The sequence below is a fragment of the Pseudophaeobacter profundi genome, assembly GCF_029697505.1.
Classification (GTDB): Bacteria; Pseudomonadota; Alphaproteobacteria; order Rhodobacterales; family Rhodobacteraceae; genus Pseudophaeobacter; species Pseudophaeobacter profundi.
Window position 1 is genome coordinate 146,742 of sequence record NZ_JARJEF010000005.1, and the last position, 19,372, is coordinate 166,113.

The window sequence follows — 19,372 nt, forward strand, 5'->3', positions numbered from 1 at the left end:
TATGCGGTGCCCCCGCCTTATGTTGCGGGGCTTGTTGTCCGCGTTACAGCGTGGCTGCCAGGCGAGTGCCCTGATTGATTGCGCGTTTGGCATCCAGCTCGGCAGCAACATCGGCACCGCCGATGACATGGCAGGAAACTCCCTTGGCCTCTAGCGCATCCGCAAGGCTGCGGTCGGGCACCTGCCCGGCACAAAGTACATAGGTTTCAGCGGCGATCACCGTGGGGTTTTCCCGCGCCTCGCCAAAGCTGACATGCAGGCCCTCGTCGTCGATGCGTTCATAGTTGACGCCGCCGACAAAGTTTACCCCCTTCATTTTCAGCGTTGCACGGTGGATCCAGCCGGTGGTCTTGCCAAGCCCCTTGCCATGGGCCTGCTTCTTTCGCTGCAACAGGGTGATGTCGCGGGCTGGTGCCTCGGGCTGTGGTCCTTCGGGGGCGAGGCCGGCGCGGTGTTCTGCCGGGTCGGTAACGCCCCATTCCTTCATCCACAAGGGCAGGTCTTTGGTTGGGCTGGTGCCTTCGTGCAGCAGGTATTCGCTGACGTCAAAGCCAATGCCGCCAGCGCCAATCACCGCAACCGTCTTGCCGACGGGTTTCTTGTGGCGCAGCACGTCGATGTAGCTCAGCACTTCGGGCCGGTCCTGGCCAGGAATGGTCGGGTCGCGGGGAATGACACCGGTGGCAATGATCACCTCATCAAATCCGGTCAGATCATCAGCTGTGACGCTGCGCCCCAGTTTCAGGGTGATCCCGGCCTCGGACACCATGGTGCGATACCAATCTACAAACCCCCAGAACTCTTCCTTGCCGGGCACCTGTTTTGCCATGTTGAGCTGGCCGCCGATTTCATCTGCCCTGTCAAAGAGGGTGACCCGGTGGCCGCGCTCGGCCGCCGCCAGCGCGGTTGACAACCCGGCAGGACCGGCGCCCACAATCGCCACGGATTTGATGACATCCGCCTTGCCAAGCACCAGCTCGGTCTCGTGGCAGGCCATGGGGTTGACCAGGCATGAGGTCAGCTTGCCGCCAAAAGTATGGTCGAGGCAGGCCTGATTGCAGCCGATGCAGGGAGCAATCTGATTGCCCTTGCCGGCCTTGGCCTTGGCAACAAAATGCGCATCCGCCAACATCGGTCGCGCCATTGACACCATATCGGCGCAGCCGGTGGCCAGCACCTCTTCGCCCACTTCCGGCGTGTTGATCCGGTTCGAGGTGATCACCGGGATCGAGACCTTGCCCATCAGTTTCTTGGTGACCCAGGCAAAGGCCGCGCGCGGAACGGATGTGGCGATTGTTGGAATGCGCGCTTCGTGCCAGCCGATGCCAGTATTTATTATGGTAGCGCCGGCCTTTTCAACCTCTTGCGCCAGTTGCACCACCTCATCATGGGTGGACCCATTTGGCACCAGGTCGATCATCGACAGGCGATAGATGATGATGAAATCACGGCCCACGGCTTCGCGGGTGCGGCGGACCACTTCGATGGGCAGGCGCATGCGGTTTTCATAGGATCCGCCCCAGCGGTCGGCGCGCTTGTTGGTATGGGTGACCAGGAACTGGTTGAGAAAATAACCCTCGGAGCCCATGATCTCCACCCCGTCATAGCCCGCTTGCTGGGCAAGCACGGCCGCATTGACGATATCGGCGATTTGCTTCTCGATGCCTGCTTCGTCCAGCTCATGTGGCGGAAAGGGGGAGATTGGCGATTTCACCGGGCTGGGGGCAACGCATTTTGGCCCATAGGAATAGCGGCCTGCGTGCAGGATCTGCATGGCGATCTTGCCGCCAGCCTCATGCACGCGCTGGGTGACAATGGCGTGGTTGGCAGCGTCTTCTTCCGTGGTCATCATTGCCGCGCCGGGCAGGACAGAACCTTCAAGGTTGGGGCCAATGCCGCCGGTGACCATCAGCGCGACATCGCCGCGGGCACGTTCCGCGTAGAATTCGGCCACCCGGTTCCAGTCCTTGGTTTCTTCCAGCCCCGTGTGCATAGAGCCCATAAGCACGCGGTTCTTTAGTGTGGTAAATCCAAGATCCAGCGGCGCCAGAAGATTTGGGTACGCAGTCATGACACTCTCCCTTGCAGTTGCGGTGAAATTGCCCTGCGGGCGGGCGCTTGTCACGCCTCAACGCGGCGTCACCCCCTTGCCTGCCCCGGCGACACCGGGTCTAAAGGGGCGAAATCACTTTCCTGCATCGGCACCTTCGAACGCCGCCCCTAGCCAAGGACCCCCAGATGACGCCGCAAGAGATCGCAAAGCTGCCCTACCGCCCCAATGTCGGTATCATGCTTATCAATGCCAAGAATGAGGTTTTTGTGGCGCAGCGCAAAGACCGGTTTCAGGATGCCTGGCAAATGCCGCAAGGTGGGATCGACCGGGGCGAAGACGCCCGCCTTGCGGCCCTGCGGGAGCTGGAAGAAGAAACCGGAGTGACCCAGGATCTGGTTGAAATCATCGCCGAAAGCGACGGTTGGCTGCCCTATGAACTGCCGCATGACGTGGTGCCAAAGTTCTGGGGCGGCAAGTATCGCGGCCAGGAACAGAAATGGTATCTGATGCGCTTTCTTGGCCGTGACGAGCAGATCAATATCGAGACCGAGCACCCCGAATTTTCGGCTTGGTGCTGGCAGCCGGTGGATCAGCTGGTGGAAAAGATCGTCCCCTTCAAACGCGAGGTCTATGCCCGCGTTGTTCAGGAATTTGAGGCGCATCTGTAAGCGCCCCATATCCTGGTGGGGCACTAGGGCTGCGGTGCGGTTTTGGCACGAAAGAGGCGTAGCTTCGTCTGCCCCAGCCAAAGGCTGAACAGGGTCAGCGCCGCGCCTGCGATTTGCAGCGGGGTCAGGTGTTCCGCCAGGATGATCCAGCCCAAGAGCACCGCGGACAGAGGGCTGAGCACGCCCAGCAGGGAGACCTTGGCAGGTTCAATCCGCGACAAGCCGCGAAACCACAAGATATAGGTCAGTGCGCCGCCAACCAGGCTCATGTAGGCCAGGCCGATCACATTGGCACTGGTGAAACTGGGAACGGTGTCCAGCCCGAACAGGGCAAAGGGGATCAGCAGCAGCCCGCCGGCGGTCAGCTGCCAGGCGGTAAAGGTAAGCGGTGGCACCGGCGGCTGCCATTTGCGGGTCAAGACCACACCCGCTGCCATCGAGGCCGCGCCGCCCAATCCTGCCAGAATACCCCAGAGATCAAGGGTTGCCGCCGGAGACAGCACCAGAAGCGCCACGCCGACAATGCTAAGTCCTGCAGCGAGCAACGCGGCGGGGCGGATGGGGGTGTTCAACATATAGGCCGAGAAGAACACCACCAGAAGCGGCTGCGCTGCGCCCAGCGTTGCGGCAACTCCGCCGGGCAGACGATAGGCAGACACAAACAACAGGGTCCAGAACAGCGAAAAGTTCAGGGCCCCCAGTACCAAGAGCCGGGGGATCCAGTTCAGCGGTGGCAATTGCCGCACGACAAGCAGCAGTAACAGCCCGGCGGGCAGGGCCCTCAGCAGCGCCACCAACAGCGGGGACTGGCCGGGCAGTAGGCTGGTGGTGACGATGTAGCTGCTGCCCCAGATAGCCGGGGCAAGCGCGGTAAGGATGAGATCCAGTCTGGGCATTGGGGGCTCCTGCGAGTTATCTTGATGTCGAGATAATTGATTTTATCTTGACGTCAAGATAAAAGATGCCCAGAGATCGATCATGGACCATGTAGATTTTATCACTGACCAATGGGCGCAAGAGCGGCCCGACCTGGATGTCAGCGCCATGGCGATCATCGGACGGGTGGCCCGGCTGTACCTTGCCTATCAAGAGGGGATGCAGGTGACCTTTGGCCGGTTTGGTCTGAATGCGGCGAAATTTGATGTGCTTGCCACGCTGCGCCGCTCTGGCGCGCCATATCGGCTGTCACCGGGGGCTTTGCTGTCTGCAACGATGGTGGCCTCGGGGACCATGACCAACCGCATTGCCCGGCTAGAGGCCGACGGCCTAGTGCTGCGCCAGATCAATCCGGGTGACAGTCGCAGTTTTCTGATTGAACTCAGCCCCGAGGGGCTGGCCCTGATTGACCAGGTGGTCGAAGAACATGTGGCCACGCAAGAGCGCCTGCTTGCGGCGATGTCCCAAGACGAACGCAGCACATTTAAGACTTTGCTGTCCCGGGCGCTGGTTGCTGCGGAACAGGCCTAACGCGCTGGCTAGGCCTGTTCCGCAGGCATCTTGGGGTTACAGAAGCCCTGCGTCGCGCAGAAGTTCCGTCATATTGGCCTCTGGCCGCGGGCCGATATGGCTGATGACTTCGGCGGCGCAGAGGTTGCCGATCTTGGCGCAGGTTTCCAGATCACGCTCGGTCGCCAGGCCAAACAAGAAACCAGCGGCAAATTGATCGCCTGCGCCGGTTGCATCCACAGGCACCACGGTTTTTACCGGTACATCCAGGCGCGTCTCGCCGCTGATCACAGTGACGCCATCGCCTGATCGGGTGCAGATCACCAGCGGACAGATCGCGCTGGTCTTGGCCAGGGCCGTCTCCAGATCATCGGTTTCAAACAGAGATTTGATTTCGTCCTGATTGCCGATGACAAAATCCAGATCATGTTCGATCAGTTGCAGGAAATCTGCGCGGTGGCGTTCAACACAAAACGGATCCGAGATGGCAATGCCGGATTTGCCGCCGCTCTTGCGGCAATCGCGCGCCGCTTCCAAAAAGGCTGACTTGCCCTTGTCTTTGTCAAAGAGATAGCCTTCCAGAAACATGATCTGGGCATTGCCGGCCACCGCGTCGGGCACATCGGCGCTGCTCAGCTCGGAAGAGATACCAAGATAGGTGTTCATCGACCGTTCCCCATCGGGGGAGACAAAGATCATCGAGCGCGAGGTCGGCAGCTCTCCTCCGGTGACTGGCGGATTGACGAAATCGACGCCCTCTTCATTCATCGCATTGGCATAGAAATGTCCCAGGGCATCGTCGTGTACCCGGCCAATAAAGGCCGCATCCAGGCCCAGGGTGCCGGCGCCAGCGATGGTATTTGCGACGGATCCACCTGGCGTCTGTACCCGACCTTCCATCGCGCCATAAAGCACCTCGCCCCGCTCCCGCTCGATCAGCTGCATGATGCCTTTCTCAATGCCCATATGGGCCAAAAAACTGTCATCGCTTTGCGAGATTACGTCGACAACAGCATTGCCGATGCCAACGATCTGGTAGGTTTTCATAGGTTCTTGTCCTCATATTGACAGAGATCGCGGATCAGACAGGTGCCGCAAAGCGGTTTGCGTGCTTTGCAGTGATAGCGGCCATGCAGGATCAGCCAATGATGTGCATGTTGCTGAAAGTCAGCGGGAATATTATCTTCGACGGCGCGTTCCACCGCATCGACGTCCTTGCCTGGCGCAATGCCGGACCGGTTGCCAACGCGAAAGATATGGGTGTCCACCGCCTGGGCAGGCTGATGCCACCACATGTTCAGCACTACATTGGCGGTCTTGCGGCCAACTCCCGGCAGCGACTGCAGTGCGGCGCGCGAATTTGGCACCTCACCGCCGTAGTCATCTACCAAAATCTGGCTGAGCTTGATGACGTTCTTGGCTTTTTGCCGAAACAGGCCAATGGTCTTGATATGTTCGGTGACGCCTTCCAGTCCCAGATCCAGCATTTTCTGCGGAGTGTCCGCGATTTTGAACAGGGCGCGGGTGGCTTTGTTGACGCCAGCATCGGTTGCCTGCGCCGACAGGGCCACAGCCACCACCAACGTATAGACATTGACATGCTCCAGCTCGCCCTTTGGCTCTGGTTCTGCTGCCTGAAACCGCGAGAATATCTCGCGGATGGTATGATAATCGAGTTGTTTTGCCATCGCGGGTCTTAATGCCTTTTGGCGTGGCCCTGCGCAAACAAAAAAGGCGTACAGGGTTTCGAAGTCCTTGCCTTGCAACGGTCTGGCCTGCGATTTTGTGCTTCGCGCAGGTTTCGGGTCGCCGGGGTTGGTGGCCAGCCGCTATGCTGGGGCAGAAGGCGACAGGGGAAAGCAGATGACCATCCAGCCAAACGAAGAAAGCTATCACTATGGTGTGATGCGCCGCGCCATCGAATTGATTGATGCCGGTGGCGATGAACTGCCCCTGGAAGATCTGGCGCGGCAGATGGGGATGAGCCCGGCGCATTTTCAGCGCCTGTTTTCGGCCTGGGTGGGGGTCTCTCCCAAACGCTATCAACAATATCTGCGGCTGGGTCATGCCAAGACCCTGTTGCGCGACCGCTTTTCCACCCTTGATACCGCCCATGCGGTTGGGCTGTCGGGATCTGGCCGGTTGCACGATCTGTTTCTGCGCTGGGAAGCCATGAGCCCGGGCGAATACGCCCGCAAAGGCGCCGGGTTGGAGATCCTGTGGGGCTGGTTTGACAGCCCCTTTGGGCTGGCCCTGGTGATGGGCACTGACAAGGGCATCTGCGGGCTGGGTTTTGCGGCGGAAACCGGGGCAGAGCCAACCCTTGCAGATCTGCGCGGGCGCTGGCCGCAGGCCCGCTTTGTCGAAGACCCCACGGCGCTGCGCCCGCTGGTGGATACGGCCTTTGCCCAGAAGGGCGAAACCAAGCTGCATCTGATTGGCGCACCACTGCAGATAAAGGTCTGGGAGGCGCTGCTAGCGATCCCCGACGGCCATGTTACCAGCTATTCGGAAATTGCCAGGTCCATTGGCGCTCCCAAAGCCGTGCGCGCCGTTGGCACTGCCGTTGGCCGTAATCCGGTCAGCTGGTTGATACCCTGCCATCGCGCCCTGAAGAAATCCGGTGAACTGGGCGGCTATCATTGGGGGCAGCCAGTGAAACGCGCGATCCTGGCCTATGAAAGCGCTCGCAGCGAGGATACGGCCCGTCCCCGCATGCCCGCGCAGAGCTGAAAGCGCGGCACTTGCGCAGGTTTCCGCCCAGATTCCTGCTAGGGAGGTTGAGCCAATTGCCACCAGGCATGATATAACGGCGTGATGGCGCAAACCCTGTGTCAATTGAGCAGAAAAATAGGTGTCGAAATGACCATTTTGAAAATTTCCAGCGCGGGCCTTCTGGCCGTGACCCTTGGGCTCTCGGCCTGCACCGATACGGGCGATATCCGTCAGCCCGGCAATAAAGAGCGCACTGGCTTGATCGCGGGGGCGCTTGTGGGGGCCGGTCTTGCGGGGATTTCCAATTCCAGCAACAAGGGCGCGGCTGTGGCGGGCGGTGCTGTCGCCGGGGCGCTGGTCGGCGGCCTGATCGGCAACCAGCTGGACAAGCAAGAGGCAGAGCTGCGCCAGAACCTGTCCAATTCTGGCATCAGCATCGTCAATACTGGCGATCGGCTGATCGTTTCCCTGCCCAATGATCTGACCTTTGCCACCGATAGTTCGGCCATTTCCCCCGCCGTTCAGGGCGATCTGCGTCAGGTTTCGCAGAGCCTGGTGAAATATCCCAACAGCGCGGTGCAGGTGATTGGCCATACTGATAGCGACGGTGACGCGACCTATAACCAGGCCCTGTCAGAGCGGCGGGCAAATACCGTGGCCGATCAGGTGCAGGCGGGCGGCGTGCCCTATAACCGGCTGCAGATCTTTGGCCGCGGCGAAGAGCAGCCGGTGGCCAGCAATCTGACGACCGAGGGCAAGGCGCAGAACCGCCGGGTTGAAATTGTCATTGTCCCCACCTCTGGGTGAACCCGCGCCTTTGGGCGAGGGGCTGAAAGCCCAAGCGAGGGGTCGCATGTGATGCGGCCCTTTTTCATTGCCCTTTCTGCAGTTGCGCAGGTGCTGCCCGACGCTAAGATGGCTTCATGACTGACAAACAAGCTCCCGCCGCGCCGCCAGGCGCCGAAGATTTTCCAGGGACAGCGCAGATCCTGTGCGCCTGTGATGTGATGGATCCAGCCCGTGCCGCCGCATTGCAGGTGGCACTGGGCCTGACGCCGGACATCACATCCGGGTCCGCGCTGCCGCCGTTCTTTCATCAACTGTATTTCTGGACCCCCGTCGCGCCAGAGCAGCTGGGCAGGGATGGGCATCCGGGGCGCGGCGCATCCGGGTTGATCCCGGACCTTGGCCTGCCCCGGCGTATGTGGGCAGGGGGGCGCTTGCGTTTTGAACGCCCGCTGCTGGCCGGACAAGAGGCGGAAAAACGTTCCTGCGTTGAACACGTGGGGCGCAAACAGGGGCGCACTGGCTCGCTGGGTTTTGTCACGCTGCGGCATGAGATCTGGCAGGCAGGGGTACTGTGCGTGCAGGAATGGCACGATCTCGTCTACCGCGAAGACCCGGATCCATCCGCTGCCAAACCAGTCCCACCGCAGGCGCGTGCCGATGAAGAGGTGGCTCGCAGCGTGCAGTTCAGCTCGACCCTGTTGTTTCGCTATTCAGCTCTGACCTTCAATGGCCACCGGATCCACTATGATCAGGACTATGCCCGCGACGTGGAAGGCTATGCCGGATTGGTGGTGCATGGTCCGCTTTTGGCACAGCAGTTGATGCTTTTGGCAGAGGATCTGATGGGGCCGTTGGCAGAGTTCTCATTCCGTGCCACCGCGCCATTGATGCATTTCGAAGAGGCGACCCTGTGCTGCAACGGGACAGACCTGTGGGTGCGGGCACCGGATGGGCGCCAATGCATGCAGGCCAGTGCGGTCCCGGCCAGTGCTGTTGGATAAGGCTGCCGGACAGCGCCTACAGATTATCGCTGACGGCAAAGCCTGCCGGGATTGCATCCACCCCATCCAGCATCAGATCTGCCATGACGCTGGCGACCTTTGGGGCCATGCCAAAGCCAATCTTAAAGCCGCCATTGGCGATGAAATGTCCGGGTCGATCCGGCCATTGCCCCAGCATGGGGGCGCGGCTCTTGGCTCTGGGGCGCAGCCCGGCCCAGCGTTCGATCACGGCCGCATCTGCCAGCACCGGAACTGCCGCCCGCGCCCGTGCGATCACCGCATCGAGCTGGGCATCGGTGCTGGTCGGGTCGTCATAATCGCGCTCGCTGGTTGATCCTATCGCCACCGTGCCATCCGCATGCGGGATGATATGCAGCCCATCCGCATAGAGCTGGGGCACCGCACCCGCATCATAGCGCAGCAGTGCCGCCTGCCCCTTGACCCCATTGCCCAGGGGGCGGTCAAAGGCGATGTTCAATTCTTGCAGCCCTGCATGGCCCTTGGCATGCAGCACCAGCCCGGCATCGGGGGCATCGCGCAGGATGGGAACTCTATGCGCGGTCAGTGCCGCCACCAGCGCGGCGCAGGATTGGCGCGGATGCAGCCGACCGCTCAGACTGTCCTGTACCACCAGGCCGGTGGGGCTGGGCGGGCACCAGGGGCCCAGGTCCGTGACCGGACGGACCTGCCATTGCGCCTGCCCTTGCCAGAGATCCTTGGCCGAAATGGCGCGCTGATGGGCCAGCTCTACCGCGCGCGCGTCCTTCAGCGGCTGCAGCCGACCGCAGCGCCCATAGCCAGCCGAGAGATGGCCTGCGGCCTCGACCTCGGCCCAGAACGTGGTGGCCATCAGCAGGCTTTCCAGCTGAAACTGTTTCTTTGGGTTCCAGTTCTCTGGCACATGTGGGGCCAGCGCCCCTACGATCCCACCGCTGGCCCCGGCGCCGGGGCCTTGCGGGTCGACCACCTGAACGCGGGCACCGCGCTGGGTGCAGGCCCAGGCAATCGCCAGCCCAAAGGCGCCAGCGCCGCGCACTGTGATATCTGCCATTGCCATTTTTCCGACCTTTCGCCAGTGTCACGCCAGCTGCACGGAGCTGCGATTCAGCGCGCACCAGCTTCAGATATCACTTAGGGGAAAATGGCATGACAGACCAGCAGGCCCGGCTCAGCTGGCGGGACGAACGTATTCCCGTCTCGGATCAGTTTGATGACCCCTATTTTTCGATACACAACGGGCTGGCTGAAACCGCCCATGTCTTTTTGGGCGGCAATGATCTGCCAGCGCGGTTTGCGCCGGATTTCCATGTCGCGGAACTGGGCTTTGGCACCGGGCTGAACATGCTGGCGACTTGGCGCGCCTGGGAAGAAAGCGGCCAGAGCGGCGCGCTGCGCTTTACCAGTTTCGAGGCCTATCCCATGCTGCCTGCGGATATGGCGCGGGCCCTGGCGGCTTTTCCCGAAATTGCCCCCTGGGCCAGCCGTTTCCTGGATCATTGGCAGGGCAGCGGTCGCTGTGATCTTGGCACGCTGAGGCTGGAAATGATCAAGGGCGACGCCCGCAGGTCGCTGCCAGAGTGGACAGGACGGGCAAATGCTTGGTTTCTGGATGGGTTCTCTCCGGCGAAAAACCCAGAGTTGTGGCAAGAGGATCTGCTGCAACAGGTGGCCAAGCATACAGCAGCTGGTGGATCGCTGGCCACCTATACGGCGGCAGGCTTTGTGCGGCGCGGACTGGAGACGGCAGGCTTCAGCGTGACACGGGTGCCAGGATTTGGCCGCAAAAGACATATGACAAAGGCAACGCTTGCATGAGCACAATCGCAACGGACCCCAAACCGCAGAGCAACAATGTGCCAGCGGGCATTCTGCTGATGATTGCCGCCACGATTGTTTTTGCCCTGCAGGATGGCATGTCCCGCCATCTGGCGGGCACTTATAACACCTATATGGTGGTCATGGTGCGGTATTGGTTTTTTGCCGCCTTTGTCCTGTGCCTGGCCCTGCGTGCGCCCGGCGGCATTCGCGCGGTTGCCCGTACCCGCCAACTGGGTTTGCAGGTGTTTCGCGGGGTGCTTCTCGTGGCGGAGATATGCATTGCTGTCTATGGCTTTACCCTGTTGGGCCTGGTGGAAAGCCAAGCGGTCTTTATCTGCTATCCGCTCTTGGTGGCGGCGCTAAGCGGCCCGGTCCTGGGCGAAACCGTCGGCTGGCGTCGTTGGGCCGCGATCGGGGTGGGGCTGATTGGGGTCCTGATCATTCTGCAGCCGGGGGGCGGGGTCTTCAACCCGGCGGCGGTCATTCCCTTTGTCGCGGCCCTGATGTTTGCGCTTTATGGGTTGATCACCCGCTATGTCGCGCGCCAGGACAGCACCGCCACCAGCTTTTTCTGGACCGGAACCGCTGGCATGGTCTTTATGACCTCGATCGGGGTCTGGTTCTGGGAACCGATGAGCCAGCAAGACTGGCTCTGGATGGCGCTGCTCTGCGTCTCTGGGGTTGCGGGCCATTGGTTGTTGATCAAATGCTACGAGATGGCCGAGGCCAGCGCGGTGCAGCCCTTTGCCTATTTTCACCTGATCTGGGCCGCGATCCTTGGGGTCAGCATCTTTGGCGAAGTTATTCGCCTCAATGTGGCCACCGGCGCGGCCCTGATCATGGTGGCAGGCCTATTCACCCTTTGGCGCGAAAGCCGCAAGGCTCGCGCCTGATAGCTCTTGTGAGAAGGGGATGGGCAGCGGGGTTTTGCCCAGCCGGGCGCGATAGACGGGCAGGCTCTCGGTGACGCGCATCACGTAGTTGCGCGTCTCGTTAAAGGGGATGTGCTCGATCCAATCAATGATATCAGGGTCGCCGTCACGCGGATCGCCGTAGCGTTCCATCCAGGCGGTGGGGCGATGGGGGCCGGCGTTATACCCGGCGGCCATCAGCACCACATTGCCATTGAACCTGCCTGCCAGCCCAGCAAGGTACTGGCTGCCCAGTCTGGCGTTATAATCCCATTCTGCGGTCAGGCGGCTGGTGTTGTGTTTGTCCAGAATGTCCAGTTCGCCTGCCACCAGCTTGGCCGTGGCAGGCATCACCTGCATCAATCCGCGCGCCCCGGCATGGCTGATGACCCTTGGGTCAAACTCGCTCTCACGGCGGGCGATGGCCAGGGTCATTTCCGGTGCCATTGGCAGAGTTTTTGTCGCAACCGGGTGCAGCGGATAATAGGCCCCGTGCAGTTCTATGCCGACCTGCGCTGCACGCTTGGCAATCATCACTGCTAGATGGGGTTCGTTGATATCCACCGCCATCTGGCCCAATTGACGCGCCTGATCGGCGGGCAGGCTTTCCACCTGATGGGTGAAAAAACGCTCTGCCAGGGAAAGGTCGCCCGCCTGCATCAGCAGAAATCCAGCCTCGATAACGGAGGAGCCCATAAACGCAGCGCTGCGCCAGGGAGGCTGTTGCGGTGGCGCAGCAAGCGCCGGATCAAAGCCGCGCCCCAGAGCCTGCGCTGCCAAAAGCCCATAGAATGAACTCTGATAATTGGCGGCCTTGGCATAGGCCGCATGCGCCTTGTCCACCTTGCCTTGGGCCGCATGGGCGCGTCCCAGCCAATAGCCGCCACGCCCGACAGAAATCGGTGTCTCAACCGAGGCCAGGAAACGTTCAAAATGATAGGCTGCCAATTCGGCATCCTTGAGTTTGCGCAGTGCAATATAACCGGCCAGCCATTCGCAATCGGAATAACCATAGCCCGCGTCAGGCGCGGCAAAATGATGCGCTGCCAGTTGATAGGCCCGCTCGTTTTCGCCATCGCGCATCAATTGACGGGCCAGATCGCGGCGCCGACGCAGCCATTTTTCCGGCTGCCCCAGGGCCTCGGCGCTGGTACTGCGATCCATCATCAAGGTAATCGCGTCCTCTTGCCGCCGTTTTTGATCGCGCCAGGCAAAGCGATCATAGGCCAGGCCCGGATCGCCTTGCTGCTGGGCGGGGATGGCTTCGATCTTGGCATCAACCCCGGCGGCCTGCTTTTGCAGGGCAATGCGGGCCTCTGCCAGGGCGCGTGGCCCCTCTGCGACCAGGGGCAACATGCGACTGGCGCTGACATCATGGCCATCCCACAACAGCTGACTGATCCGTGCCGCGTGATGTGGTTGCAACAGCGCGGCGTGATCGGCCAGATAGGCGGTCTGGGTTTCCTCGCTCATCGGCATTTTCTGCCAGGCGCGGATCAGCTCTGCCTCGCCCTCCGCCTGATTGCCCTTGGCAAAATGCGCCCGCGCCAGGCTGGCGGCCCCTTCCGGTGTCTGGGGGGGCTGATCGGCAAAAAATGCGCGCACCCGGGCGTGGGATTTCTCGATGATCAGCTCTTCGTTGCGCCGCCGCAGATAGGGCAGGCCGGGCCAGTCAGGACGGCGCACCAGAAATGCCTCCACATCCGCCGCCGTGCCTTCCTTGGCCCGCAGCCGGTGCCATTCAACGATGTCATGCGCCACCGTGGTCTGCATCCCAACGGCAGTCAGGGCCTCTGGCCATTTCTCCGCACGGACCAACTCCAATGCGCGCTGCAAGGGGGTTGCCTGAGCTTTTGTAACAGATCCAAAGGAAAGGATCAGCGATATCATGAGGAGAATGCGTGTCATGGCTTGCTTTTATAGTAGATCCGAGGATAGAGCCATTGACGATAATCCGTGTGTGGTTGGGATCAACTCGAAAACCAATCACGCGTACACTGATGGCGGGCCTCCGCCTGCCAGACCCAACTCAAAGGGAGCGCACCCATGTTTAAAGGCTCTATGCCAGCCCTCGTCACCCCGTTGCAAAACGGCGCGTTGGATCTGGATGCGCTTAAACGCTTGGTAGACTGGCACATTGCTGAAGGCTCCAGCGGGCTTGTCCCGGTTGGAACCACCGGTGAAAGCCCGACGCTCACCCATGAAGAACACGAGGCAGTGATCGCCGAGGTGGTCAAGGCCGCCGCAGGCCGGGTGCCGGTAATCGCCGGTGCCGGCTCCAACAACACGGTTGAGACGATTCGCTTCGTTGAATTTGCACACAAGGTCGGCGCAGACGCGGCGCTGGTGGTCACCCCCTACTACAACAAGCCAACACAGCGCGGGTTGCTGGCGCATTTTCAGGCGGCTCATGACTGCGCCGATGTACCGATCATCATTTACAACATCCCCGGCCGTTCCGTCGTCGATATGACGCCCGCCACCATGGGCACCCTAGCAAAACTGCCTCGGATCATCGGTGTCAAGGATGCCACAGGCGATATCGCGCGGGTCAGCCAGCAGCGCGCTTCTTGTGGGGCCGATTTTGTGCAGCTCTCGGGCGAAGATGCCACTGCGCTGGGCTTTAACGCCCATGGTGGTGTTGGCTGTATTTCGGTCACCGCCAACGTGGCGCCACGCCTCTGTGCAGAATTTCAGGCAGCAACGCTCGCTGGTGATTATTCCAAGGCACTTGAATATCAGGATAAACTGATGCCCCTGCATGAGGCGATCTTTATTGAGCCGGGCCTTGTTGGTGCCAAATATGGCCTCAGCAAGCTCGGCCTGTGCAGCGAAGACGTCCGCTCGCCCCTGACTGGCCTGGAAGATGCCACCAAGGCCGCAATCGACGCTGCCATGGTGCACGCCGGCCTGCTGTAAGTCTCAGCCCGGATTATTCTTAAATAGAACAGGCCCTGCAGCTCTGCAGGGCCTGTTTCGTTTGCGCAGTCCCCAGTACCGCGACCCCATCTTCATCTTACGCAAAATACCTCGGGGTGAATGCGCCGTAGGCGCAGAGGGGTTGACCCCTAAAGGTATCGTCTATGATCATCCCGCTTGAATTTGGGGCGCAGTCAAAGCGCCGTTCAGGTGTTGCGTCTTGTCTGGCATGCGGGGCTTGCAGATCCGCTGCAGCCTCCCAACTTTGATCGCTGACGCCTTTGGCGAGGGCCACATGAGGGGTTATGGATGCTGCAGGCGCAGGTTTACCAGCGCGATCAGACTGTGTCCCTGGTTCATGCTGGCAATGGTTTCTTCCATTGCCTGCATGGGATTTATCCGATCAGGGGTAGTGCTGCGGGGCTGCGCCTAGCGTTTGCCGTAATACAGGCCAACCACATGTTCGGCCTGGGCAAAGAATAGCCAACGAGACACCGCAACCCCGCCCATATGGGCCACGACGGCTAGGGCTGCCATCAGATGTTTCACCAGGGTGGACTCGACCGGCAGCACGAGCAACAGAACCGGCAGGATAAAGCCGATAACCAGTGCAATGGCGCGCAGTTTTTGCGCGTGTTTGCGCCCGACTACATGGACAAATTCGCGCAGCAGATAGTTGCTGCCCGTATGGGGCGGCTCAAACGCACGCAGGGTTGCGCCGGCTCCGCCCAGCCCGGTGGCACTGGCCATGGTAGTGCCAGAGGCAGCAAAGGCCTTGTCGCCCTGCCACCAGTAGGCCAGCTGTATCGCTGCGGCCGTCAGCAAGAGCCAGGTGGCGAGGCTCTCTTGCCCAGCCAGCAGCGCTCCCCCGGCAAGAGAAAAGCTGAGGAACATCACCGGTGTCAGCGGCATGTTCCAACGTGGAATGGTCTTGAGCTGGGTGTAGATCATTGAGGTGGTAAAGACCGTGCCGAGGCTGAGCCCTGCGCCGATCATGCCCAGAACAGGCCAGTGGTTTTCAAAAAAGACAGCACCAATGGCATAGAGCCCCATCACCAGCAGCGCCGCCACGGCGCATATGCCTTCGCGGCTGAGCCAGCTTGTACGCCATTGGCCAAAGGCTTTGAGCGCGCGTTCAGGGCGGCCAAGATGGAAGGTCGAGGCCAGCAAGCCGCCAACCGCCAGCCCGTAGGCAATGGCGTAAAAGACAAAGGCCACCCAACCGGTAACTCCGGGATAGCCTAGCCCCAGAAAGGCCAGCAGGCCAAAGCCAAGGCCGGACAGGGTGGTGAAAAGAATGACAGATGGTGCCGGATGCATCAGGCGTTCCCTCCTGGAAGTTTGTCCAGCGCCTTGTCCAGCCAGCCCAAGAAGCCGCCGGGATCTTCTATCGCGGGGGCCAGCAGCGGTGCAAGAATGTCGACTTGATCCTCCAGTGTGTCCTTGGGGCGCGGCGGCAGATATTTGTTCACCGGCTTGGTGCCCATTTCTGGCATCAGATCCATGCCGCCGCGCTCAACCACCAACTGGCTGACCGCGCTGTCTGGGTCTCCAAGATCGCCAAAGTGGCGTGCCCCGGCAGGGCAGGTGCGCACACAGGAGGGCACGCGGTCCACTTCCGGCAGGTTTTCATTGTAGATACGGTCGACGCAAAGGGTACATTTCTTCATCACCCCGGCGGCCAGGTCGAGTTCGCGTGCGCCGTAAGGGCAGGACCAGGCGCATAGCCCGCAGCCGATGCAGTCGCTTTCGTTGACCAATACAATGCCGTCCTCAACCCGTTTGTAGCTGGCGCCGGTGGGGCAGACGGTGACGCAGGGGGCGTCTTCGCAGTGCAGGCAGGATTTGGGGAAATGGATCAGCTGCGCGGCCGGGTTGGGCTGTGTCGGTGACGCGACAGGTTGCACCTCGAAACTGTGAACCCGGTTGAGGAAGGTGCCGACAGGGTCGGCGCCATAGGCATCCTGATCTGACAGCGGCGCGCCATAGTTTTCGGTGTTCCAGCCTTTGCAGGAAATCACGCAGGCATGGCAGCCAACGCAGGTGTCCAGGTCGATGACCAGGCCCATCTTGCGGGTGGTCGTGGTCGGGAGTTCAGTCATCAGAACAGGCCTTCGGTTTTGGGCTGGGACGGACCGGGGCGCTGCCCCGGACCCCGGGATATTTGTGGCCAAATGAAGGGGCGGGGAGCCAGAGAAGGAGCTTGGTCATTTTCCCACCTTCCATGCCAGATTTTTGGGGCCGGTGCCGGCAGGAGATTTGATCGACGCCAGTGTCGGCTGGCTTTCGGTGAAATCCTGTGGTGCGCCGGCTTTTTCGATTTTCACCTTGAGGTCGAACCAGGCGGCCTGGCCGGTAATGGGATCGCTGTTGGCCCAGCGCAGCCCGTCGCCTTTGGCGGGCATGAGCTCGTGGATAAGGTGGTTGAGCAGGAAGCCCTTGGTGGCTTCGGGGGCGTCTTCCTGCAGGCCCCAGGTACCTTTGCGTTTGCCGATGGCGTTCCAGGTCCAGACCGTGTTGTCGTTGAGCGCGGCCATTTCCATCACCGGCACAGTGATTTCACCATTGGGAGAGGAGACGCGGGCCCAGTCGCCATCCGCCAAACCGTGCTGCCGCATCAGTTTTGTCGGCAGATAGAGCGGGTTGTGCCCATGCAGCTGGCGGAGCCAGGCGTTTTGACTGCCCCAGGAGTGATACATCGCCATGGGGCGTTGGGTCAGGGCGTTGACGGTGAAACCCTCGTTGCCCTGCTGGTCGGTCTGATACCAGATCGGCAGCGGGTCCATGGTGTCTTTGATGCGCTGACGCAGGTGTTCCGGGGGCTGGCGTTCACCGTGGCCTTCGGCGGCCAGCTGGAATTTGCGCATTGGCTCTACATAGAGTTGAAACAGATAGGGCTGGGGGCTGTCATACAGCCCAAGGTCCACCGCCCAGTCCTGATAGGCCATGTTCCAGGGTTTGAAGTAGCTGGCCTCGGTGGGGATATGTTCGACAAAGAAGCCGCCGTTTTTGATGTAGTTGTCCAGCTGCTGCGGGTTTGGCGCACCGCGTCCGGATTTGTCGCCATCGGGGCCTCGAAAACCTGCCAGCGGGCCGATGCCGGGTTTACGCTCGTGGTTGATGATATAATCGGCGTAGTCCTGCCATTTGGCGCTGCCGTCCTCATGGGTGAAGCCGGGCAGTTTCATTTTGTTGGCCAATTGCACCAGCACAGTCTGAAACCCCCGCACGTCCCGGTCAGGTTCGATCACTGGCCAGCGGATTGCGTCGGCGGCGCCGTCGGCTTCGCAGATCGGACGATCCAGCATGGAAATACAGTCGTGGCGTTCCAGATAGGTGGTGTCCGGCAGGATCAGATCGGCATAGGCCACCATTTCCGAAGAATAGGCATCGGAATAGATAATGCGGGGGATCTTGTAGTCGCCGTCGGCGTCCTTGTCTGTCAGCATCTCGATCACGCCGCCGGTATTCATCGAGGAGTTCCACGACATATTGGCCATATACATGAACAGGGTGTCGATCTTGTAGGGGTCGCCTGCATGGGCGTTGGAGATCACCATATGCATCAGCCCGTGGCTGGACATCGGGTTTTCCCAGGTGAAGGCCTTGTCGATGCGCGCCGGGCTGCCATCACTTTTCAGCGCCAGATGTTCGGGGCCATGCACAAAGCCCAGGTGCGGGCCATCCAGCGGTTTGTTGGGGGTGACGCGACAATGGGGGGGCGGGTGGGCCTCAACCGGTTTGGGATAGGGGGGTTTGAAGCGAAAGCCGCCGGGGGCCTCGACCGTGCCAAGCAGGATCTGCAAGACATGCAGGGCGCGACAGGTCTGAAAGCCGTTGGCATGGGCTGAGACACCGCGCATGGCATGCATGGCCACGGGGCGACCGATCATCTTGTCGTGTTTTTCGCCGCGAAAATCCGTCCATTCCTGGTCCAGCTCAAAGGCTTCGTCAAAGGCGACGCGGGCCAGTTCGGCGGCGATGGCACGGATGCGTTTGGCCGGGATGCCGCAACGCTCGGCCACGGCTTCGGGGGCGTATTCGTCTTTCAGGTAACGCTGGGCCATCAGTTGGAAGACCGAGACATGGGTGACATCACCCATCTTGAAACTGCCGCCCAGGTCGGGGCGCACGCCGTGCATGTTAAAAGGGGCCAGTTTGCCGGACTTGCGGTTGATCACCAGCGGGGTGCCGTGGTCGTCGCGCAGGAACAGGCCCTTGTCTGGTGAATTGGGGTCCTGGTTCACCAGCACCGGCGCATTGGTGTAGCGGCTGAGGTAATCGAGATCGATCTTGCCGGCCTTCATCAGCTCATGCACCAGCGCCAGAATGAACAACCCGTCGGTGCCGGGGGTGATGCCAACCCAGTCATCTGCGATGGCGTTATAGCCCGAGCGGATTGGATTGACGCCGATCACCCGCGCGCCGCGGGCCTTGATTTTGCCGAGGCCCATTTTGATCGGGTTGCTGTCGTGATCTTCGGCCACGCCAAACAGCATGAACAATTTGGTGTGGTCCCAGTCGGGCTGGCCGAACTCCCAAAAGGCACCGCCCATGGTATAGATGCCGGCCGTCGCCATATTGACCGAGCAGAAGCCGCCATGTGCTGCGTAGTTACAGGTGCCAAAGTTTTGCGCCCAGAAGCCGGTGAAAGACTGCGACTGATCCCGGCCAGTGAAAAAGGCCAGCTTGGAGGGATCATCGCGGCGGATCGGCTCCAGCCAGCCCGCGGCGATCTCCAGCGCCTCGTCCCAGGAGATTTCCTCAAACTCGCCTGATCCGCGCGGCCCCACCCGTTTCAGCGGTGCGCGCAGTCGCGAGGGGGCGTTGTGCTGCATGATCCCGGCGGAGCCCTTGGCACAAAGTACGCCTTTGTTGACCGGATGATCGCGGTTGCCTTCGATATAGGCGACCTCTTTCTTGCCATCCTCATTGGTCTTCATATGGACATTGATGCCACAGCGACAGGCGCACATGTAGCAGGTGGTCTGGCGGATTTCGTCTGATACCTTGGGGGATGTCTCCACCTGGGGTTGCTGGAATGTCATCTGG

Annotated in this window: 17 protein-coding genes; 8 read left to right on the plus strand and 9 right to left on the minus strand. The window is 60.9% G+C overall.

The genetic code is table 11. The features are described from left to right. Positions 1–43: 43 nt before the first annotated feature. Positions 44–2,071 (minus strand): NADPH-dependent 2,4-dienoyl-CoA reductase, encoded by a 2,028-nt coding sequence (locus P2081_RS10450; protein ID WP_278922809.1) that lies wholly within the window; start codon positions 2,069–2,071, stop codon positions 44–46. 167 nt (positions 2,072–2,238) lie between these two features. Here P2081_RS10450 and P2081_RS10455 point away from each other — a divergent pair, with 167 nt between their 5' ends. Continuing rightward, the gene (locus tag P2081_RS10455; protein WP_278922810.1) at positions 2,239–2,721 is read left to right on the plus strand and encodes an RNA pyrophosphohydrolase; all 483 of its coding nucleotides are present in this window, start codon (positions 2,239–2,241) and stop codon (positions 2,719–2,721) included. Between the two features lie 23 nt (positions 2,722–2,744). Here the strand turns inward: P2081_RS10455 and P2081_RS10460 are convergent, their stop codons facing one another. Next, the gene (locus P2081_RS10460; RefSeq protein ID WP_278922811.1) at positions 2,745–3,617 is read right to left on the minus strand and encodes an EamA family transporter; all 873 of its coding nucleotides are present in this window, start codon (positions 3,615–3,617) and stop codon (positions 2,745–2,747) included. A gap of 82 nt (positions 3,618–3,699) precedes the next feature. Between P2081_RS10460 and P2081_RS10465 the strand changes: the two genes are divergently transcribed. Beyond that, the gene (locus tag P2081_RS10465) at positions 3,700–4,188 is read left to right on the plus strand and encodes a MarR family winged helix-turn-helix transcriptional regulator (RefSeq protein WP_278922812.1); all 489 of its coding nucleotides are present in this window, start codon (positions 3,700–3,702) and stop codon (positions 4,186–4,188) included. A 36-nt stretch (positions 4,189–4,224) separates the two neighbouring features. On the opposite strand, the gene P2081_RS10470 is transcribed toward P2081_RS10465, so the two are convergent. Together P2081_RS10470 and nth are read right to left on the minus strand one after the other, a co-directional pair. Continuing rightward, complete coding sequence (locus tag P2081_RS10470; RefSeq protein WP_278922813.1) at positions 4,225–5,214, minus strand: adenosine kinase; 990 nt, start codon at positions 5,212–5,214, stop codon at positions 4,225–4,227. After that, complete coding sequence (nth, locus tag P2081_RS10475) at positions 5,211–5,855, minus strand: endonuclease III (RefSeq protein WP_278922814.1); 645 nt, start codon at positions 5,853–5,855, stop codon at positions 5,211–5,213. Before nth ends, P2081_RS10470 begins: the two co-directional genes overlap by 4 nt. A gap of 175 nt (positions 5,856–6,030) precedes the next feature. Between nth and P2081_RS10480 the strand changes: the two genes are divergently transcribed. The 3 genes from P2081_RS10480 (at position 6,031) to P2081_RS10490 (ending at position 8,672) form a co-directional block, all read left to right on the plus strand. Then, the gene (locus tag P2081_RS10480) at positions 6,031–6,900 is read left to right on the plus strand and encodes a bifunctional transcriptional activator/DNA repair enzyme AdaA (protein WP_278922815.1); all 870 of its coding nucleotides are present in this window, start codon (positions 6,031–6,033) and stop codon (positions 6,898–6,900) included. A gap of 129 nt (positions 6,901–7,029) precedes the next feature. Beyond that, positions 7,030–7,689 (plus strand): YiaD family glycine zipper/OmpA-like lipoprotein, encoded by a 660-nt coding sequence (locus tag P2081_RS10485; RefSeq protein ID WP_278922816.1) that lies wholly within the window; start codon positions 7,030–7,032, stop codon positions 7,687–7,689. A 200-nt stretch (positions 7,690–7,889) separates the two neighbouring features. After that, entirely contained in the window at positions 7,890–8,672 is a 783-nt protein-coding gene (locus P2081_RS10490; protein WP_278922906.1) for an HTD2 family dehydratase, read from the plus strand. Between the two features lie 16 nt (positions 8,673–8,688). On the opposite strand, the gene P2081_RS10495 is transcribed toward P2081_RS10490, so the two are convergent. Then, positions 8,689–9,729, minus strand: a complete 1,041-nt coding sequence (locus P2081_RS10495; RefSeq protein WP_278922817.1) for an NAD(P)/FAD-dependent oxidoreductase — start codon at positions 9,727–9,729, stop codon at positions 8,689–8,691. Between the two features lie 89 nt (positions 9,730–9,818). On the opposite strand from P2081_RS10495, the gene mnmC2 reads away from it, so the two are divergent. Both mnmC2 and P2081_RS10505 read left to right on the plus strand, forming a co-directional pair. Continuing rightward, positions 9,819–10,487 (plus strand): tRNA (5-methylaminomethyl-2-thiouridine)(34)-methyltransferase MnmC2, encoded by a 669-nt coding sequence (gene mnmC2, locus P2081_RS10500; RefSeq protein WP_278922818.1) that lies wholly within the window; start codon positions 9,819–9,821, stop codon positions 10,485–10,487. Continuing rightward, positions 10,484–11,383, plus strand: coding sequence for a DMT family transporter (locus tag P2081_RS10505; RefSeq protein ID WP_278922819.1), 900 nt, complete (start codon positions 10,484–10,486; stop codon positions 11,381–11,383). The genes mnmC2 and P2081_RS10505 overlap by 4 nt, the downstream gene beginning before the upstream one ends. On the opposite strand, the gene P2081_RS10510 is transcribed toward P2081_RS10505, so the two are convergent. After that, the gene (locus P2081_RS10510; protein ID WP_278922820.1) at positions 11,342–13,309 is read right to left on the minus strand and encodes a lytic transglycosylase domain-containing protein; all 1,968 of its coding nucleotides are present in this window, start codon (positions 13,307–13,309) and stop codon (positions 11,342–11,344) included. The two genes, P2081_RS10505 and P2081_RS10510, sit on opposite strands and share 42 nt — an antisense overlap. Before the next feature lie 138 nt (positions 13,310–13,447). Here P2081_RS10510 and dapA point away from each other — a divergent pair, with 138 nt between their 5' ends. Further along, positions 13,448–14,320, plus strand: coding sequence for a 4-hydroxy-tetrahydrodipicolinate synthase (gene dapA / locus P2081_RS10515; RefSeq protein WP_278922821.1), 873 nt, complete (start codon positions 13,448–13,450; stop codon positions 14,318–14,320). A 429-nt stretch (positions 14,321–14,749) separates the two neighbouring features. Here dapA and P2081_RS10520 read toward each other — a convergent pair whose 3' ends face one another. From P2081_RS10520 to P2081_RS10530, 3 genes are all read right to left on the minus strand, one after another. Beyond that, positions 14,750–15,640, minus strand: coding sequence for a dimethyl sulfoxide reductase anchor subunit family protein (locus P2081_RS10520; protein WP_278922822.1), 891 nt, complete (start codon positions 15,638–15,640; stop codon positions 14,750–14,752). Then, positions 15,640–16,422, minus strand: coding sequence for a 4Fe-4S dicluster domain-containing protein (locus P2081_RS10525; RefSeq protein ID WP_278922823.1), 783 nt, complete (start codon positions 16,420–16,422; stop codon positions 15,640–15,642). Before P2081_RS10525 ends, P2081_RS10520 begins: the two co-directional genes overlap by 1 nt. Positions 16,423–16,527: 105 nt before the next feature. Further along, positions 16,528–19,368, minus strand: coding sequence for a molybdopterin oxidoreductase family protein (locus P2081_RS10530; RefSeq protein ID WP_278922824.1), 2,841 nt, complete (start codon positions 19,366–19,368; stop codon positions 16,528–16,530). Between the last annotated feature and the right edge of the window lie 4 nt (positions 19,369–19,372).

Coding starts and splice junctions, on each gene's coding strand:
- P2081_RS10450 (WP_278922809.1), bottom strand. CDS start 2,071: ATGACTGCGTACCCAAATCTTCTGGCGCCGCTGGATCTTGGATTTACC.
- P2081_RS10455 (WP_278922810.1), top strand. CDS start 2,239: ATGACGCCGCAAGAGATCGCAAAGCTGCCCTACCGCCCCAATGTCGGT.
- P2081_RS10460 (WP_278922811.1), bottom strand. CDS start 3,617: ATGCCCAGACTGGATCTCATCCTTACCGCGCTTGCCCCGGCTATCTGG.
- P2081_RS10465 (WP_278922812.1), top strand. CDS start 3,700: ATGGACCATGTAGATTTTATCACTGACCAATGGGCGCAAGAGCGGCCC.
- P2081_RS10470 (WP_278922813.1), bottom strand. CDS start 5,214: ATGAAAACCTACCAGATCGTTGGCATCGGCAATGCTGTTGTCGACGTA.
- nth (WP_278922814.1), bottom strand. CDS start 5,855: ATGGCAAAACAACTCGATTATCATACCATCCGCGAGATATTCTCGCGG.
- P2081_RS10480 (WP_278922815.1), top strand. CDS start 6,031: ATGACCATCCAGCCAAACGAAGAAAGCTATCACTATGGTGTGATGCGC.
- P2081_RS10485 (WP_278922816.1), top strand. CDS start 7,030: ATGACCATTTTGAAAATTTCCAGCGCGGGCCTTCTGGCCGTGACCCTT.
- P2081_RS10490 (WP_278922906.1), top strand. CDS start 7,890: ATGGATCCAGCCCGTGCCGCCGCATTGCAGGTGGCACTGGGCCTGACG.
- P2081_RS10495 (WP_278922817.1), bottom strand. CDS start 9,729: ATGGCAATGGCAGATATCACAGTGCGCGGCGCTGGCGCCTTTGGGCTG.
- mnmC2 (WP_278922818.1), top strand. CDS start 9,819: ATGACAGACCAGCAGGCCCGGCTCAGCTGGCGGGACGAACGTATTCCC.
- P2081_RS10505 (WP_278922819.1), top strand. CDS start 10,484: ATGAGCACAATCGCAACGGACCCCAAACCGCAGAGCAACAATGTGCCA.
- P2081_RS10510 (WP_278922820.1), bottom strand. CDS start 13,309: ATGACACGCATTCTCCTCATGATATCGCTGATCCTTTCCTTTGGATCT.
- dapA (WP_278922821.1), top strand. CDS start 13,448: ATGTTTAAAGGCTCTATGCCAGCCCTCGTCACCCCGTTGCAAAACGGC.
- P2081_RS10520 (WP_278922822.1), bottom strand. CDS start 15,640: ATGCATCCGGCACCATCTGTCATTCTTTTCACCACCCTGTCCGGCCTT.
- P2081_RS10525 (WP_278922823.1), bottom strand. CDS start 16,422: ATGACTGAACTCCCGACCACGACCACCCGCAAGATGGGCCTGGTCATC.
- P2081_RS10530 (WP_278922824.1), bottom strand. CDS start 19,368: ATGACATTCCAGCAACCCCAGGTGGAGACATCCCCCAAGGTATCAGAC.